Source organism: Rhodococcus triatomae, from assembly GCF_014217785.1.
Taxonomy (GTDB): Bacteria; Actinomycetota; Actinomycetes; order Mycobacteriales; family Mycobacteriaceae; genus Rhodococcus_F; species Rhodococcus_F triatomae.
This window is the reverse complement of sequence record NZ_CP048814.1, coordinates 4,753,217-4,770,000: the sequence shown is the minus strand read 5'-3', so window position 1 is coordinate 4,770,000 and position 16,784 is coordinate 4,753,217. Positions and strand designations below refer to the sequence as shown.

11 protein-coding genes, 2 rRNA genes and 1 pseudogene are annotated in these 16,784 nt (G+C 66.8%); all 14 read left to right on the top strand.

The window, feature by feature from the left end; genetic code table 11:
- Positions 1–266: 266 nt before the first annotated feature.
- Positions 267–3,399 (top strand): 23S ribosomal RNA (locus G4H71_RS22335).
- Positions 3,400–3,528: 129 nt separating this feature from the next.
- A 5S ribosomal RNA gene (gene rrf, locus G4H71_RS22330) occupies positions 3,529–3,645 on the top strand.
- Positions 3,646–3,731: 86 nt separating this feature from the next.
- Positions 3,732–4,706 carry a hypothetical protein gene (locus G4H71_RS22325; protein ID WP_169847203.1) on the top strand — a complete coding sequence of 325 codons (975 nt, stop codon included), beginning with the start codon at positions 3,732–3,734 and terminating at the stop codon, positions 4,704–4,706.
- Between the two features lie 23 nt (positions 4,707–4,729).
- Positions 4,730–5,734: an HAD-IIA family hydrolase gene (locus G4H71_RS22320; protein ID WP_072740342.1), complete on the top strand. Its 1,005-nt coding sequence runs from the start codon at positions 4,730–4,732 to the stop codon at positions 5,732–5,734.
- A gap of 70 nt (positions 5,735–5,804) precedes the next feature.
- Positions 5,805–6,035, top strand: a complete 231-nt coding sequence (locus G4H71_RS22315; RefSeq protein ID WP_072740341.1) for a hypothetical protein — start codon at positions 5,805–5,807, stop codon at positions 6,033–6,035.
- 1 nt (position 6,036) lies between these two features.
- Entirely contained in the window at positions 6,037–6,861 is an 825-nt protein-coding gene (locus G4H71_RS22310; RefSeq protein ID WP_072740340.1) for a TlyA family RNA methyltransferase, read from the top strand.
- Positions 6,862–6,872: 11 nt separating this feature from the next.
- Complete coding sequence (locus tag G4H71_RS22305) at positions 6,873–7,814, top strand: NAD kinase (protein ID WP_072740339.1); 942 nt, start codon at positions 6,873–6,875, stop codon at positions 7,812–7,814.
- Between the two features lie 3 nt (positions 7,815–7,817).
- Positions 7,818–9,590, top strand: coding sequence for a DNA repair protein RecN (gene recN, locus G4H71_RS22300; protein ID WP_072740338.1), 1,773 nt, complete (start codon positions 7,818–7,820; stop codon positions 9,588–9,590).
- 109 nt (positions 9,591–9,699) lie between these two features.
- Complete coding sequence (gene steA, locus G4H71_RS22295; protein WP_072740337.1) at positions 9,700–10,884, top strand: putative cytokinetic ring protein SteA; 1,185 nt, start codon at positions 9,700–9,702, stop codon at positions 10,882–10,884.
- A 40-nt stretch (positions 10,885–10,924) separates the two neighbouring features.
- Entirely contained in the window at positions 10,925–11,881 is a 957-nt protein-coding gene (locus G4H71_RS22290; protein ID WP_072740336.1) for a copper transporter, read from the top strand.
- Positions 11,882–11,902: 21 nt separating this feature from the next.
- Positions 11,903–13,075, top strand: a complete 1,173-nt coding sequence (locus G4H71_RS22285) for an alpha/beta fold hydrolase (RefSeq protein ID WP_083343348.1) — start codon at positions 11,903–11,905, stop codon at positions 13,073–13,075.
- Between the two features lie 152 nt (positions 13,076–13,227).
- The gene (gene pyrG, locus G4H71_RS22280; RefSeq protein WP_072740335.1) at positions 13,228–15,003 is read left to right on the top strand and encodes a CTP synthase; all 1,776 of its coding nucleotides are present in this window, start codon (positions 13,228–13,230) and stop codon (positions 15,001–15,003) included.
- A gap of 9 nt (positions 15,004–15,012) precedes the next feature.
- Entirely contained in the window at positions 15,013–15,723 is a 711-nt protein-coding gene (locus G4H71_RS22275) for an NUDIX domain-containing protein (protein WP_072740334.1), read from the top strand.
- A 4-nt stretch (positions 15,724–15,727) separates the two neighbouring features.
- Positions 15,728–16,652, top strand: a pseudogene (gene xerD / locus G4H71_RS22830) (site-specific tyrosine recombinase XerD).
- Positions 16,653–16,784 lie beyond the last annotated feature (132 nt).

The following is a 16,784-nucleotide window of genomic DNA, read 5'->3' as shown; positions in this document are numbered from 1 at the left end:
ATGTTGTCCGGTGGGAGCTCATGGGTGGAACGCTGACAAGTATTCTCTTCGTTGCTGCCGGCCCGAGTGCTGGTGGGGAAGAGGGTTATATCGATGCACTGTTGGGTCCTGAGAGAACACGTGAGTGTTTCTTCTCTGGATGAGTGACGACGATCAGGGAGTTTCGGTTATACCGCGGGTGGTGGTGACATCACGTGGTCTGGTGGCGGTGGGGCTTTCTGGTTGTGTGTTGTTTGAGAACTGCACAGTGGACGCGAGCATCTTTGTTGTAAGTGTGTAAGAGCGTACGGTGGATGCCTTGGCACCAGGAGCCGATGAAGGACGTAGGAGGCTGCGATAAGCCTCGGGGAGCTGTCAACCGAGCTGAGATCCGAGGATTTCCGAATGGGGAAACCCAGCACGAGTGATGTCGTGTTACCCGCATCTGAATATATAGGGTGTGTGGAGGGAACGTGGGGAAGTGAAACATCTCAGTACCCACAGGAAGAGAAAACAACAGTGATTCCGTGAGTAGTGGCGAGCGAAAGCGGATGAGGCTAAACCATGGGTGTGTGATAGCTGGCAGGCGTTGCACTCGTGGGGTTGTGGGGCCTTTCTTCCCGTTACTGTCATGACGGGCGAGAGTAAGAAACCGAGTTGTTAGTCGAAGTGGTCTGGGACGGCCTGTCGTAGAGGGTGAGAATCCCGTAGACGAAAACATCTCGGCTCTCGTGAAGGGTTCCCAAGTAGCACCGGGCCCGTGAAATCTGGTGTGAATCTGTCGGGACCACCCGATAAGCCTGAATACTCCCTGGTGACCGATAGCGGACTAGTACCGTGAGGGAAAGGTGAAAAGTACCCCGGGAGGGGAGTGAAATAGTACCTGAAACCGTGCGCTTACAATCCGTCAGAGCCTGTGCCACTTCGGTGGGTGGGTGATGGCGTGCCTTTTGAAGAATGAGCCTGCGAGTTAGTGGCATGTCGCGAGGTTAACCCGTGTGGGGTAGCCGTAGCGAAAGCGAGTCCGAATAGGGCGTTTGAGTGGCATGTTCTAGACCCGAAGCGGAGTGATCTACCCATGGCCAGGGTGAAGCGACGGTAAGACGTCGTGGAGGCCCGAACCCACTTAGGTTGAAAACTGAGGGGATGAGTTGTGGGTAGGGGTGAAAGGCCAATCAAACTCCGTGATAGCTGGTTCTCCCCGAAATGCATTTAGGTGCAGCGTCGCGTGTTTCACTCTGGAGGTAGAGCTACTGGATGGTCTAGGGGGCCCACAAGCTTACCGAAATCAGCCAAACTCCGAATGCCAGGGTGTGAGAGCGCGGCAGTGAGACTGCGGGGGATAAGCTTCGTAGTCGAGAGGGAAACAGCCCAGATCGCCGGCTAAGGTCCCTAAGCGTGTACTAAGTGGAAAAGGATGTGGGGTCGCGAAGACAACCAGGAGGTTGGCTTAGAAGCAGCCACCCTTGAAAGAGTGCGTAATAGCTCACTGGTCAAGTGATCCTGCGCCGACAATGTAGCGGGGCTCAAGTACACCACCGAAGCCGCGGCACTCACACAATAGCCCGCCTTTCTCCTATGGGGGTGGGCCAGGTGTGTGGGTGGGTAGGGGAGCGTCGTGCAGCCAGGGAAGCCACAGAGTGATCTAGTGGTGGAGGCTGTGCGAGTGAGAATGCAGGCATGAGTAGCGAAAGAAGAGTGAGAAACTCTTCCGCCGAATGACCAAGGGTTCCTGGGCCAGGTTAATCCGCCCAGGGTGAGTCGGGACCTAAGGCGAGGCCGACAGGCGTAGTCGATGGACAACGGGTTGATATTCCCGTACCCGTGTGAACGCGCCCCTGGTGAATCAGTGATACTAACCATCCTGAAGCGTCTTTACGCCCCTTCGGGGGCCCTGGACGTGGATGCATGGGACCTGATCTGGTAGTAGCCAAGCGATGGGGTGACGCAGGAAGGTAGCTGAGCCAGTCAGTGGTAATACTGGTGTAAGCGTGTAGGGAGTGTCCCAGGTAAATCCGGGGCGCACATATCCTGAGACGTGATGCGTAGCCGATTGAGGCGAATTCAGTGATCCTATGCTGCCGAGAAAAGCCTCTAGCGAGCTTTCACATGGCCCGTACCCCAAACCGACACAGGTGGTCAGGTAGAGAATACCAAGGCGATCGAGATAACTATGGTTAAGGAACTCGGCAAAATGCCCCCGTAACTTCGGGAGAAGGGGGGCCTCGGCTGGTGATCACCCTTGCGGTGTGAGCTGGTTGGGGCCGCAGAGACCAGTGAGAAGCGACTGTTTACTAAAAACACAGGTCCGTGCGAAGTCGTAAGACGATGTATACGGACTGACGCCTGCCCGGTGCTGGAAGGTTAAGAGGACCGGTTAGTTCCCTCGGGAGCGAAGCTGAGAATTTAAGCCCCAGTAAACGGCGGTGGTAACTATAACCATCCTAAGGTAGCGAAATTCCTTGTCGGGTAAGTTCCGACCTGCACGAATGGCGTAACGACTTCTCAGCTGTCTCAACCATAGACTCGGCGAAATTGCATTACGAGTAAAGATGCTCGTTACGCGCGGCAGGACGAAAAGACCCCGGGACCTTCACTATAGCTTGGTATTGGTGTTCGGTTCGGTTTGTGTAGGATAGGTGGGAGACTGTGAAGCGGGCACGCCAGTGTTCGTGGAGTCGTTGTTGAAATACCACTCTGATCGTATTGGACCTCTAACCTCGGACCATGATCTGGTTCAGGGACAGTGCCTGGTGGGTAGTTTAACTGGGGCGGTTGCCTCCCAAAATGTAACGGAGGCGCCCAAAGGTTCCCTCAGCCTGGTTGGCAATCAGGTGTCGAGTGCAAGTGCACAAGGGAGCTTGACTGTGAGACTGACAAGTCGAGCAGGGACGAAAGTCGGGACTAGTGATCCGGCACCGGCATGTGGAAGCGGTGTCGCTCAACGGATAAAAGGTACCCCGGGGATAACAGGCTGATCTTCCCCAAGAGTCCATATCGACGGGATGGTTTGGCACCTCGATGTCGGCTCGTCGCATCCTGGGGCTGGAGTAGGTCCCAAGGGTTGGGCTGTTCGCCCATTAAAGCGGCACGCGAGCTGGGTTTAGAACGTCGTGAGACAGTTCGGTCTCTATCCGCCGCGCGCGTTAGAAACTTGAGGAAGGCTGTCCCTAGTACGAGAGGACCGGGACGGACGAACCTCTGGTGTGCCAGTTGTTCCACCAGGAGCACTGCTGGTTGGCTACGTTCGGAAGGGATAACCGCTGAAAGCATCTAAGCGGGAAGCCTGTTCCAAGATGAGGTTTCTCTCCCCCTTTGAGGGGTTAAGGCCCCCGGCAGACTACCGGGTTGATAGGCCAGAACTGGAAGCGCAGTAATGTGTGGAGGTGACTGGTACTAATAGGCCGAGGGCTTACCACAAAGGTGTTACGCGTCCACTGTGCGGTATCTGAAACAACACACAGATACCCCCACCACATGCTCTGTCCCCACGGTGACGTGGGAGACGGGTGCAGGTGTGTAGGGGGTGTGTGGATAGTTTCATAGAGTTACGGCGGCTATAGCGGAGGGGAAACGCCCGGTCCCATTCCGAACCCGGAAGCTAAGCCCTCCAGCGCCGATGGTACTGCACTCGACAGGGTGTGGGAGAATAGGACACCGCCGTACAATCCGTGAGCGAAAGGGGACCCGACAATTCGGGTCCCCTTTCGTGTTTTCGGCGTCTTTTCGTGTGAGTGGTGTGGTGAAAGGAATTGACTGTGTCGGAGAGCAACGACGGAGGTCGGCCCTTCCGGCGGGGTGACTCCCCGAACGGTCGAGGCTCGGACCGCCCCCGACGAGACGGCGAGGCCGGCCGGCCCCGCCGAGCGGCGGATGACCGCCGATCATCAGGAGAGCGTCGACCGACGGGTGACCGCGACCGGCGCCCGGGTGAGTACCGCGGCAGCGAGAACCGGGGCGCTCCTCGTCGTGGCGGCGAGGGACGATTCGGTCCACGAGGCCAGGGCGACGACCGCCGCGGCGGAGACCGCGCACAGCGTCAGGATGCGCGGCCCGACGAACCCGATCTTCCCGACGACGTCCAGCCGAGTGATCTCGAGGGCGCCGTTCGCCGGGATCTGCTGAGCCTGGACAAGCGGAACGCCGAGACGGTGGCCCGGCATCTGGTGATGGCCGGGCGCCTGATCGAGGACGATCCGCGGCTCGCGCTTGCCCATGCGCGAGCGGCGCGGCAGCGGGCCGGACGGATCGCCGTCGTCCGCGAGACGGCAGGAATCACCGCGTACCACGCCGGAGAATGGGCCGAAGCGCTCTCCGAGTTGCGCGCCGCGCGCCGGATGGCGGGCGGACCAGGGCTGTTGGCGGTGATGGCGGACGCCGAGCGCGGTCTCGGCCGTCCCGAACGCGCCATCGAACTCGGACGCAGCGACGAGGCGGCCAAACTCACCGGTGACGAGGCCACCGAGCTGCGCATCGTCGTGGCCGGGGCTCGCATGGATCTCGGGCAGTTCGACCAGGCGGTCGTCACCCTGCAGACTCCGGAACTCGACCCGGCGCGTACCGGCTCCGGTGCGGCCCGGTTGTTCTACGCGTATGCGGATGCGCTGGTGGCTGCCGGTCGAGTCGAGGACGGCCTGGAATGGTTCCTCAACTCTGCGGCTGCGGACCTGGACGGCGAGACCGACGCCGAGGAGCGGGTGGCCGAACTGACCGGCGAGCAGCCCTGACCGTCGAAGGAGCACGCTTCCTCATGTCGTCGCACTCTCCTTCGTCACTCTCCGCCCGGTACGACGCGCTTCTGCTCGACCTCGACGGCACCCTGTACCAGGGAGCGGAGGCGGTTCCCGGCGCGGTCGACGCCCTGTCGGGGGCGGGCGCCGAGCAGCTGTACGTCACCAACAACGCCAGCCGTGGTCCCGCCGAGGTGGCCGAACACCTGTGCTCCCTCGGATTCGACGCGTCGGAGCAGAGGGTGGTGACCAGCGCCCAGTCGGCAGCGGGAGTGCTCGCCCAGCGGATTCCTCCGGGATCGCCCGTACTGGTCGTGGGCGCCCCTGCGCTCGTCGACGAGGTGTCCGCGGCGGGACTGGTCCCCGTGCGCGAGTTCGACGACGGCCCCGTGGCTGTCGTTCAGGGACACTCGCCGGAGACGGGGTGGCGTCTGCTCGCCGAGGCAACTCTGGCGATCCGGGCCGGCGCGCTCTGGGTGGCGACGAACGTCGATTCGACCCTGCCGACCGAGCGTGGACTGGTACTCGGGAACGGCTCGATGGTGGCCGCAGTGCGGTGTGCCACCGGGGTCGAGCCGGTGGTTGCCGGGAAGCCGGCCGAACCGCTGATGCGGGATGCGCAGGCCCGTAGCCGGGCACAGCGTCCGCTGGTGGTCGGCGACCGCCTCGACACCGACATCGAGGGCGCGGTCTCGGCAGGGTTCGATTCGTTGCTGGTCCTGACCGGGGTCAGCACACCGGCGGATGTCCTCCGATGTGCGCCGGGGCAGCGGCCCACCTTCCTGGCGGAGGATCTGTCCGCATTGGGCCGGTCACCGGAGGCGTCACGAGTCGGCGGCAAGCCCGCCCACCAGGTCACCGTCGTCGATGCCGGCCTCGACGTCTCCGCGAGCGGTGACGGTGTCCTCGACCGGGCCCGGTTGCTGCGTGACGTGTCGATCGCTGCCTGGCAGCACCCCGGTTTCGAAGCGTTGACCTCGTCCGATCCCGCCGTTGCCGCGGTGTTCGCCGACTGGGGTCGGTGACGGACACGCGACATTCCCGGCACCGAGGCGTGTATGCGCCGCTGCCGGGTATCGGCTAGCGTTGTGCGCGATGAACACCCCGATTCCGCGGCCGGGCGAGCACCTGCCGGGCCCACCGCCGACGATCGACCCTGCGGGTATCCACGCGCAGGTGGACGGACTGCTGTCACAACTCGAGCCGGTGACGGGGGCAGCGCACGGTGGCGGCGACGGCGGAACGGTGCTGTCCGCGAACGCGCAACTGCTCGAGCAGGCGCACGACGTGTTGGTTCGCGCCCTGGCCTCGGTGGACAAGAGCTGAGGTGGCGCGTCGAGCACGCGTGGACGCCGAGTTGGTACGCCGCGGACTGGCCCGCTCCCGTGACCACGCACAGGAACTGATCTCGGAAGGTCGAGTCCTCATCTCCGGGGCACCCGCGACGAAACCCGCGACCGCGATCGAGGTGGGTACCCCGCTGCGCGTCGTGGACGTGCCCGACGAGGTGTCCTGGGCGTCGCGGGGAGCGCACAAACTTCTCGGTGCCCTCTCGGCCTTCGAACCCCGTGGGCTCGGCGTGTCCGGCCGTCGATGCCTGGACGCCGGTGCCTCGACAGGAGGATTCACCGACGTCCTGCTGCAGCGAGGTGCGCGGGAAGTCGTCGCCGCAGACGTCGGGTACGGCCAGTTGGTGTGGCGGTTGCAATCGGACGAGCGGGTACACGTCCTCGACCGGACGAACGTCCGCAGCCTCGATGCCGAGCAGATCGGCGGCCGGGTGGATCTCGTCGTCGCCGATCTGTCGTTCATCTCGTTGACACTCGTGTTGCCCGCCTTCGTCGCGTGTATCGCGGAAGGCGGGGATCTGATTCCGATGGTGAAGCCGCAGTTCGAGGTCGGCAAGGACAATGTCGGCAGTGGCGGAGTGGTCCGCGATCCCGAACTCCGTGCTGCCGCGGTCCTCGACGTGGCTCGCGCCGCGGAACGCGCGGGATTGCACACGCTCGGTGTCGTGGCCAGCCCGTTGCCCGGGCCCTCCGGGAACGTGGAGTACTTCCTGTGGTTGCGATCCGGGGAGGTCGCGGAGGAAGATCGACCGGCCTCGCTGGAGGCCGTCGTGCAGGCTGCGGTGGAGGAGGGGCCCCAGTGAAAGGGGAAGCAGTGACCGGACAGGGTGCCGGTGTCCCCGGCGACGGGCAGCGACGGATACTGCTCGTCGCCCACCCCGCGCACCGGGCGCTCGAGGACACGGCTCTGCGGGTGGGGAAGATCTTCGCCGGTGCGGGCATCGGCCTGCGAGTGCTGCTGGACGAGGCCGACGCGCTGGGGATTTCCCCGGATGCCGTGCAGGATCTCGACGTCACCGCGGTGCACCCGGGCCCGGACTCCGCGTCCGGGTGCGAGATGGTGCTGGTGCTCGGCGGTGACGGGACGTTCCTGCGTGCCGCGGAGCTGGCTCAGGCCGCGTCGGTGCCGGTCCTCGGAATCAACCTGGGCCACATCGGATTCCTGGCGGAGGCCGAGGCCGAGCACCTCGACGAGGCGCTCGGGCAGGTCGTGCGCCGCGAATACCGGATCGAGCACCGGATGACACTGGACGTCCTGGTCCGGGTCGACGACACGGTGATCGAGCGAGGCTGGGCACTCAACGAGGCGAGCATCGAGAACCGCTCGCGACTCGGGGTACTCGAGGTGGTACTCGAGGTGGACGGCAGGCCGGTGTCCACCTTCGGCTGTGACGGTGTCCTCGTGTCGACGCCCACCGGGTCGACGGCATACGCGTTCTCCGCGGGCGGTCCCGTGGTGTGGCCGGAACTCGAGGCGCTGCTGGTGGTGCCGAGCAACGCGCACGCGTTGTTCGCGCGCCCGTTGGTGACCAGCCCGGAATCGCTCATCGCCGTCGAGACCCTGGCCGGTAGCCACGACGGCCTGGTCTTCTGCGACGGCCGCCGGACGTTGCAACTCCCCGCCGGGGGGCGGGTCGAGATCGTCCGGGGACGCGAACCCCTCGAATGGGTGCGGCTGGACTCGGCCCCCTTCACCGACCGGCTGGTGCGCAAGTTCGAACTGCCCGTGACCGGATGGCGTGGAAGGAGGGCCTAGAACGTGCTCGCAGAGATCAGGATCGACAACCTCGGCGTGATCTCCGAGGCCTCGGCACAGTTCCACGAAGGCCTCACGGTGCTCACCGGTGAAACCGGCGCCGGAAAGACGATGATCGTCACCAGCCTGCATCTGCTCAGCGGTGCCCGCGCCGATGCAGGGCGGGTGCGGCTCGGCGCCACGCGCGCCGTCGTCGAGGGTCGGTTCTCCACCGAGGGAGCTTCCCCGCACATCGACGCCGAGGTGGAGGCGCTCCTCGAATCCTCGGGTGCCGAGCGTGACGAGGACGGCAGCATCATCGCGGTCCGGACCGTCGGTGGGGACGGGCGCTCACGAGCGCACCTCGGCGGCCGTGGTGTGCCCGCGGGGACGTTGTCGGAGTTCACGAGTTCTCTGCTCACCGTCCACGGCCAGAACGACCAGCTGCGTCTGCAGCGCCCCGGCGAACAGCGGGCGGCGCTGGACCGATTCGGGGACAAGACGATCGGGCCGCTCCTGGCGCGCTATCGCAAGCACCGTGACGAATGGATCACCGCGCGCACCGAACTGGCCGAGCGCACCACGCGTGCCCGTGAGCTGGCGCAGGAGGCGGACCAGTTGACGTTCGCGCTCGAGGAGATCGACTCCGTCGCCCCCGAGCCCGGGGAGGACGAGGCCATCGTCGCGGACGTCCGCAGGCTCAGCGATCTGGATTCGTTGCGGTCGGCGGCGGAAGAGGCGCGCGGGGCGTTGTCCGGTGGCGACGAGATCGACGATTCCGCAGCGATCTCCGGGGCGCTCGATCTGCTGTCCGAGGCGCGCTCGCGCCTCGAGTCGTCCGGCGACCGCGATCTCGAGGTCCTCGGTCCCCGGCTGGGTGAGGCGGTCACGGTGGTCACCGATGTGGCCGCCGATCTCGCTCGGTACCTGTCGGAACTGCCAGCGGAACCCGATGCTCTCGACTCGCTGTTGTCTCGGCAGGCCGAGCTGAAGACCCTCACCCGCAAGTACGCGGCCGACGTCGACGGCGTACTCGGGTGGGCGACGGAGGCGCGCGAACGGTTGCGGCATCTCGACGTGTCCACCGAGGCCGTCACGGAACTGTCCCGTCAGGTCGACGAGTCCGCGGCCGCCACGGCCCAGGCCGCGGCGAAGCTGACGGAGGCTCGCCGGAAGGCGGCGGCGAAGCTGGCGAAGGCGGTCAGCGCCGAGCTGTCCGGGCTCGCGATGGGCCGGGCGCAGCTCGAGGTGGAGGTGCAGTCCCGGCCTGCGGGACCGCAGGATTCGGCGCCGCTGGAGGTGCGGGGGGAACTGGTGCACGCGGGTTCCTCCGGGGTCGACGAGGTCGAGTTCCGGCTGTCGGCTCACAGTGGCGCGCAGGCGTTGCCGATCGGGAAGAGCGCCTCCGGCGGTGAGCTCTCCCGCGTGATGCTGGCACTCGAGGTCGTTCTCGCCGGCTCCGACACGGGCGCGACGATGGTCTTCGACGAGGTCGACGCGGGGGTCGGGGGCCGCGCGGCCGTCGAGATCGGCAAGCGGCTGGCCCGGCTCGCCAGGACACACCAGGTCATCGTCGTCACGCATCTTCCGCAGGTCGCGGCATTCGCGGACACGCACCTGGTGGTGGACAAGTCCGACTCCGACGGTGTCGTGAGCAGCGGCGTCCGGACCCTCACCGAGGACGATCGGGTGGTGGAACTGGCCCGCATGCTCGCCGGGCTCGACGACACCGAAACCGGTCGGGCGCACGCCGAGGAGTTGCTGGCGACCGCCCATGCCGAACGTGCCGGTGCATGACTCGGAGCGTATTCGCCGGTCACCGACCGTGGTAAATCCGAGTCTTGTGTGGTAGTTGATTCGGCGCGCCTCCCGTTGCCCGGGGCAGATCGGGGCGATCATCGAGTGCATGAAGTTGCCGGCACTGTTGTCACGAAACACCGAACATCTGCCTGGGGTCAGTGGCATCGCCAGGGTCGACCGCAACACGGCCAAGCTGCTGCGTCGCGTCGGGCCCGGTGACATCGTCGTGCTCGACGAACTGGACCTGGACCGAGTGACCGCGGATGCCCTGGTCAAGGCCGGGGTGCTCGCCGTGGTCAACGCGTCGTCCTCGATGTCGGGACGTTACCCGAACATCGGGCCGGAGACGCTCGTCGCGAACGGCATCCTCCTGATCGACTCGGCCGGGACCGAGGTCTTCAAGTCGATCAAGGACGGAAGCAAGGTCCGCATCAACGACGGAGGCGTGTACGCCGGCGAGCGGCGGATCGCGAAGGGCACCGAGCAGACCGAGGCGGAGATCTCCGACCGGATGATCGAGGCGAAGACCGGTCTGGTCGACCATCTCGAGGCGTTCTCCGGCAACACGATCGAGTTCATCCGCACGGAGAGCCCGTTGCTGATCGACGGCATCGGCGTCCCGGACGTCGACGTCGACATGAAGGACCGGCACGTCGTGATCGTCACAGACGGTCCCGAGCATGTCGCGGACCTGAAGAACCTGAAGCCGTTCATCAAGGAGTACTCGCCGATCCTCATCGGCGTCGGTTGCGGGGCCGACGCGCTCGAGGATGCGGGTTATCGTCCCGACCTCATCGTGGGCGACCCCGAGGAGATCTCCACCGCCACACTCAAGTCCGGCGCAGAGGTGGTTCTGCCCGCCGACCCGGACGGGCACGCTCCCGGACTGTCGCGAATCCAGGATCTGGGTATCGGCGGAATGACGTTCCCGGCGTCGGGTTCTCCGTCGGACCTGGCGCTGCTGCTCGCCGATCACCACGGCGCATCCCTGATCGTCACGGTCGGCAACACCGTGTCGCTCGACGAGTTCTTCGACCGTGGCCGCCGCGAGAGCAACCCGTCGGCGTTCCTCACCAGGCTCAAGGTGGGGCCCAAACTGGTCGACGCCAAGGCGGTGGCGACGTTGTACCGCAGCCGGGTGTCGGGGGGCGCGATCGCGCTGCTCGTACTCGCCGCTCTCGTCGCGGTGATCGTCGCCCTGCTGGTGTCCAACACGGGTGCGGAGGTCGTGGACTGGGCGACGGATCTCTGGAACCGTCTGACGCTGTGGATACAGGGACTCTTCGAGTGACCGCACCGTACGGAACACCGGCGGAAGCGGGGCCGCTCGCGTGATCTCGCTCCGTCAGCACGCGATCTCGATCGCGGCGATCTTCGTCGCGCTCGCCGTGGGCGTGTTCCTGGGATCGGGTGTGCTCTCCACGGGCCTGGTCTCCGGGTTGCGCGACGACAAGTCCCAGCTCGAGCGTGATCTCGAGCAGGCGAACCAGCGCGCGAACGCCCTGGAGCTCCAATTGAACTCGGCGGACGGATTCGCGGCGGGAGTGTCCGCGCGCACGTTGCGCGACACGCTGCCCGGCAACACCGTTCTCGTCGTGACGACCCCCGATTCCGATCCCGGCGACGTCGAGGCACTCGACCGGGTCATCGGCCAGGCCGGGGGAGCGGTGACCGGTCGTCTCGCGCTCACCGAATCGTTCGTCGACGCCACCGGCGGTGACCGGCTGCGGACGGTGGTCAACAACGTCATTCCGGCAGGGGTGACGCTGCAGACCGGCGCGGTGGATCAGGGCAGTCTGGCCGGCGATCTACTCGGCGCCATCCTGCAGGCGAACCCGGAATCAGGGCAGCCGCAGGGGACACCGGAGGAGCGCGCCCTGGCGCTCGACACCTTGCGCGGTGGAGGCTTCCTCACCTACGAGGGGGCCGTCGAGCCCGCCCAGCTCGCCGTCGTACTCACGGGCGAGCCCGACCCGGAGCAGTCCTCGGACGGAGCCACCGGCAACCGTGGCGCCGTCGTGGCGCGGTTCGCCGCGGGCCTGGACGCCCGCGGATCGGGTGTGGTCCTCGCCGGGAGGCCGGGATCGGCACACGGCAACGGCGCGGTCGCGGTCGCACGTTCGGACTCGGCGCTGTCCTCCCGGGTGAGCACCGTGGACGATGTGGACCGGGAATCCGGCCGGATCACGGTGCCGCTGGCACTCCAGGAACAACTCGGCGGTGGTGCCGGTCGCTACGGCACCGGCCCGGGCGCGGCGGCGGTCACAGTGGGCGTTCCGGCGGGCTGATCGTCGGTACCCTCGAGAGGGATGCGAGTGATCCGGCACCCCTCCACCGTCAGCGACTGGGACGACGACCGTCGGCGTGCCCGCCTGCGCGAGACCCGTGGCGGCCGCGGCCGCTTCGCGCGCATCGTCACCCGTGCGACGCCGGCGTTGCTGCCGCTGGTGGTCCTCGCCGCGCAGTACTGGAAATTCGACGTCCAGCCGGAGCGCGAGCGTCTCGCGCACACTCACCCCCAACTGCACGCCGTGCACGACGCCGTCTCGCCGCGCGACCGTGACACCGCCGTCGTCGACCTCGTCGGTCTGGGCAACCTGGACGCCACCGAGACCGCCCGCACCCTGGATTCGCTGGCCGGCCTCGGGCAGGTGTGGGCGGTGCAGTACGACAACAGCGGTATCGACACCGCGGTGATCGCCGACCTCGTGCGGCAGCGGGCCGAGGACGAGGGAGTGGACACCGTCGTCCTCAGCGGCCACAGCATGGGCGGGGTGATCGCCCTCGAGGTGGCCCGCCATCTGTACACCGAGACGGATCTGGTGGTGTCCGGTGTCATCCTCGACTCGACCCCGATCGATCTGCACGCCGTGCGGGCGGAGAGCCGCGACGCGGGAGAGGAGATGCTGCGCTGGATCGGCTGGATCCCGGGCGCTCGGGAGAGCCGTTCGGTGCGCTTCGCCGTCGAGACCGCAGCACGCAAGGATCGATTCGTCACCCGCGACGCGGGGTTGCCGGGCATCGACGTGCACGAGTTCTTCGACGTCGTGGACGAGGTGATGCGCGAGAAGATCGCCTCGGACCGCGCCGCCAGCAACGGGCTCATCGAGTCCCAGTTCAAGACGATCGTGGCCTCGGGTGCGGCGGGCGATCTGTCCGCGTTGGCACACGACGTGGACGGCAAGCCGCGGCCGGGAGTGGTGTTCCTGCGTCCGCGGCAGGGCATCGACGACCAGGTGGTCGACGTCGACTACTCGCAGCGGATCCTCTACGACCGGTCCGGTGGGCCCAGGGGATCGTTGCGGGTGGTCCGGATGGCCGGTACCGGCCACGCCAATCCCAACCAGGCCCCGGACGCGTACAACGCGGCGATCGCCGAGAAGGTCGTGCCGTTCCTGCGGGACCGCGCCGGTGAGTTGCCGGACACCGCCGTCCTCGCGGAGCGGGCCGCGTCACAGCAGGAGCCCGGCGACGTACCGTGACGGCGTCCGCCCCCGACCCGCCCGTCGCTCGACACGCTGGGGATTGTTGGGTCAGGCGAGCGCGCACATGTTAGCGTGAGGTCCCGTGGGTCGGCAGGCCCCAGCATTGCTCGACACAGTCCAAGTCCTGCACAGTCGTCACGGGAGCCTCTTTGTCACAGTCACGCACTCACACGCGTACGGACACCAAGCACATCTTCGTCAGCGGCGGCGTCGCGTCGTCGCTCGGCAAGGGCCTGACCGCCTCGAGCCTCGGCCAGCTGCTCACCGCGCGCGGTATGCGCGTCACCATGCAGAAGCTCGATCCCTACCTCAACGTCGATCCCGGGACGATGAATCCGTTCCAGCACGGCGAGGTGTTCGTCACCGAGGACGGCGCGGAGACCGATCTCGACGTCGGTCACTACGAGCGCTTCCTCGACCGGGATCTGTCCGGCCAGGCCAACGTCACGACGGGCCAGGTGTACTCGACCGTGATCGCCAAGGAGCGTCGCGGCGAGTACCTGGGCGACACCGTGCAGGTGATTCCGCACATCACCGACGAGATCAAGGCCCGGATCCTCGGCATGGCCGAGCCGGACCTGCAGGGCGAGCGTCCCGACGTCGTCATCACCGAGATCGGCGGCACCGTGGGCGACATCGAGTCGCAGCCGTTCCTCGAAGCCGCCCGTCAGGTGCGCCACGACGTCGGCCGTGACAACGTCTTCTTCCTGCACGTCTCGCTGGTGCCGTACCTGGCGCCGTCGGGTGAGCTCAAGACCAAGCCGACCCAGCATTCGGTGGCGGCACTGCGCAGCATCGGCATCCAGCCGGATGCGCTGATCCTGCGGTGTGACCGGGACGTGCCCCAGGGGCTGAAGAACAAGATCGCCCTCATGTGCGACGTCGACGTCGACGGCTGCATCTCGACCCCGGACGCTCCGTCGATCTACGACATCCCCAAGGTGCTGCACCGGGAGGGCCTCGACGCCTACGTGGTACGCCAGCTGGGCCTGCCGTTCCGCGACGTCGACTGGACCGTGTGGGGCAACCTGCTCGAGCGCGTCCACCAGCCGCGGGAGATCGTCAAGGTGGCGCTGGTCGGCAAGTACGTCGACCTGCCCGACGCCTACCTGTCGGTCACCGAGGCGTTGCGCGCCGGCGGATTCGCGAATCGGTCGAAGGTCGAGATCGTCTGGGTGCAGTCCGACGACGTCGAGACCGAGGCGGGGGCGCAGTCCCTCCTCGGTGACGTGGACGGGGTGCTGATCCCGGGTGGGTTCGGTATCCGCGGGATCGAGGGCAAGGTGGGTGCGATCCGGTTCGCCCGTCAGCGCAAGATCCCGTTGCTCGGGTTGTGCCTGGGGTTGCAGTGCGTCGTCATCGAGGCGGCGCGGTCGGTGGGGCTCGAGGACTCCAACTCCACGGAGTTCGAGCCGGAGACCACGCATCCGGTGATCTCGACGATGGCCGATCAGGAGGACGTGGTGGCCGGGGAGGCGGACCTGGGCGGCACGATGCGCCTCGGTGCCTACCCCGCGACGCTGGCCAAGGGATCGGTGGTCGCACGCGCCTACGGCAGCGAGAGCGTGTCCGAGCGGCACCGGCACCGGTACGAGGTGAACAACTCCTACCGGGACCGGATCGCCAAGTCCGGGTTGCTCTTCAGCGGCACGTCCCCGGACGGCCATCTGGTCGAGTTCGTCGAGTACCCGGCCGAGCAGCATCCGTTCCTCGTCGCGACGCAGGCTCATCCGGAGCTCAAGAGCCGGCCCACCCGGCCGCATCCGCTGTTCGCCGCATTCGTCGACGCCGCGTTGCGGTACAAGCTCGAGGAGCGGTTGCCGGTCGACGTGCACGGCGACACCGGCCGCGGCGAGCCGTCCACCGGCGAGGCACCGGCTCTCGAAGTGGCGGCCGAGCTGGACGTCACCGAGAACGCGGGCTGACGGGCCACGATGGGGGCGAAGGACGATCCCTCGGAGGTCCGCCACGAGTCGGCGCGCCACGAGTTCGAGACGCTGAGCTCGCGCACCGCGTACAACGGCGCGATCGTGGCGCTGCGTCTCGATCAGGTGGTGATGCCGGGCGGGCGGGCCGCCGAGCGTGAGGTCGTCGAACACGACGGCGCGGTCGCGATCGTCGCGATCGACGCGGACGATCGGTTGGTACTGGTGTACCAGTACCGGCATCCGATCGGCCGCAGGCTCTGGGAGATCCCCGCCGGCCTGCTGGACGTGCCCGGCGAGGATCCGCTCGCGGCGGCGCAGCGCGAACTCGCCGAGGAGACGGGCCTCGCGGCCGCCTCGTGGTCGGTGCTGCTGGACATCGCGCTCTCGCCGGGCTTCACCGACGAGTCGGTGCGGGTCTATCTCGCCGAGGATCTGAGCGAGGTCGAGCGGCCGGAGCCCGAACACGAGGAGGCGGACCTGCAGATCGAGCGGTTCCCCCTCGACGACGCGCTGGCGATGGTGCTTGCCGGGGACATCGTCAACGCCACCGCGGTGGCGGCGATCGGGGCGCTCGCCGCGGCCAGAGCGCGGGGTATGACCCCGCAGGATCTGCGACCGGTCCAGTCCCCGTGGCTCGATCGCCCGGAGAGCTTCTGTGCCCGTCGCCACGCGAGAGCCGGCGAGAGCGCGACGGACGAGAACACGCCGAGGGGGTAGTGCGGTGATCGCGCGGGAGGTGGATTCGTATCTCGATCACCTGACGGTGGAACGAGGCGCTGCCCGCAACACCATCGGCTCCTATCGTCGCGACCTGGGCCGGTACCTCCGATTCCTGGAACAACGGAAGATCGGTCGGCTCGAGCAGATCACGGAACAGGACGTCCTCGACTTCGTGCTCGACCTGCGCAGGGGTGACCCGGAGAACGGGGTGGTTCCCCTGGCCGCCAGTTCGGCGGCGCGGGCGTTGATCGCCGTGCGCGGGCTGCACCGTTTCGCCGCGGCGGAGGGGCTGGTTCCGGTCGACGTGGCGCGGGGGGGTCCGTCCGCCGACCCCGGGCAAGCGGCTGCCCAAGTCGCTGCCCGTGGATGCCGTGCTCGCCCTGCTGGACGCCGTCGGCGGAGCGGGCCCCGCCGAGACGCCACGCAGCCTGCGGGATCGGGCGTTGCTCGAGTTGCTCTACTCGACCGGGGCCCGGATCTCCGAGGCCGTCGGCTTGGACGTCGACGACATCGACACCGAGACCCGATCGGTGTTGCTGCGCGGCAAGGGTGGCAAGGAGCGGCTGGTTCCGGTGGGCAGGCCGGCACTGGGCGCCGTCGACGCGTATCTGGTGCGCGGACGGCCAGGGTTGATCTCCCGGTCCACACCCGCACTGTTCCTCAACGTCCGCGGAGGCCGACTGTCGCGGCAGAGTGCCTGGCAGGTGTTGCAGAACGCCGCTCGACAGGCGGGTATCGACGGGGACGTCTCGCCGCACACACTGCGTCATTCGTTCGCGACCCACCTGCTCGACGGTGGTGCCGACGTCCGGGTGGTTCAGGAACTGCTCGGGCACGCCTCGGTGACGACGACCCAGATCTACACCCTGGTGACCATCGGCTCGCTGCGAGAGGTCTGGGCCGAGGCTCATCCTCGAGCGCGGTAGCCCCGTAGCGCGCTAGCGTGCGTGCGTGTCAGTCGGAGGATTCCTGTGGCGAAGCGGTAGCGTTCTGGTAACGATGTGGAAGGGACCTGATGAGCAACGCCCGCCGGCGGACGCAGAGCTCGACGCGCTGCG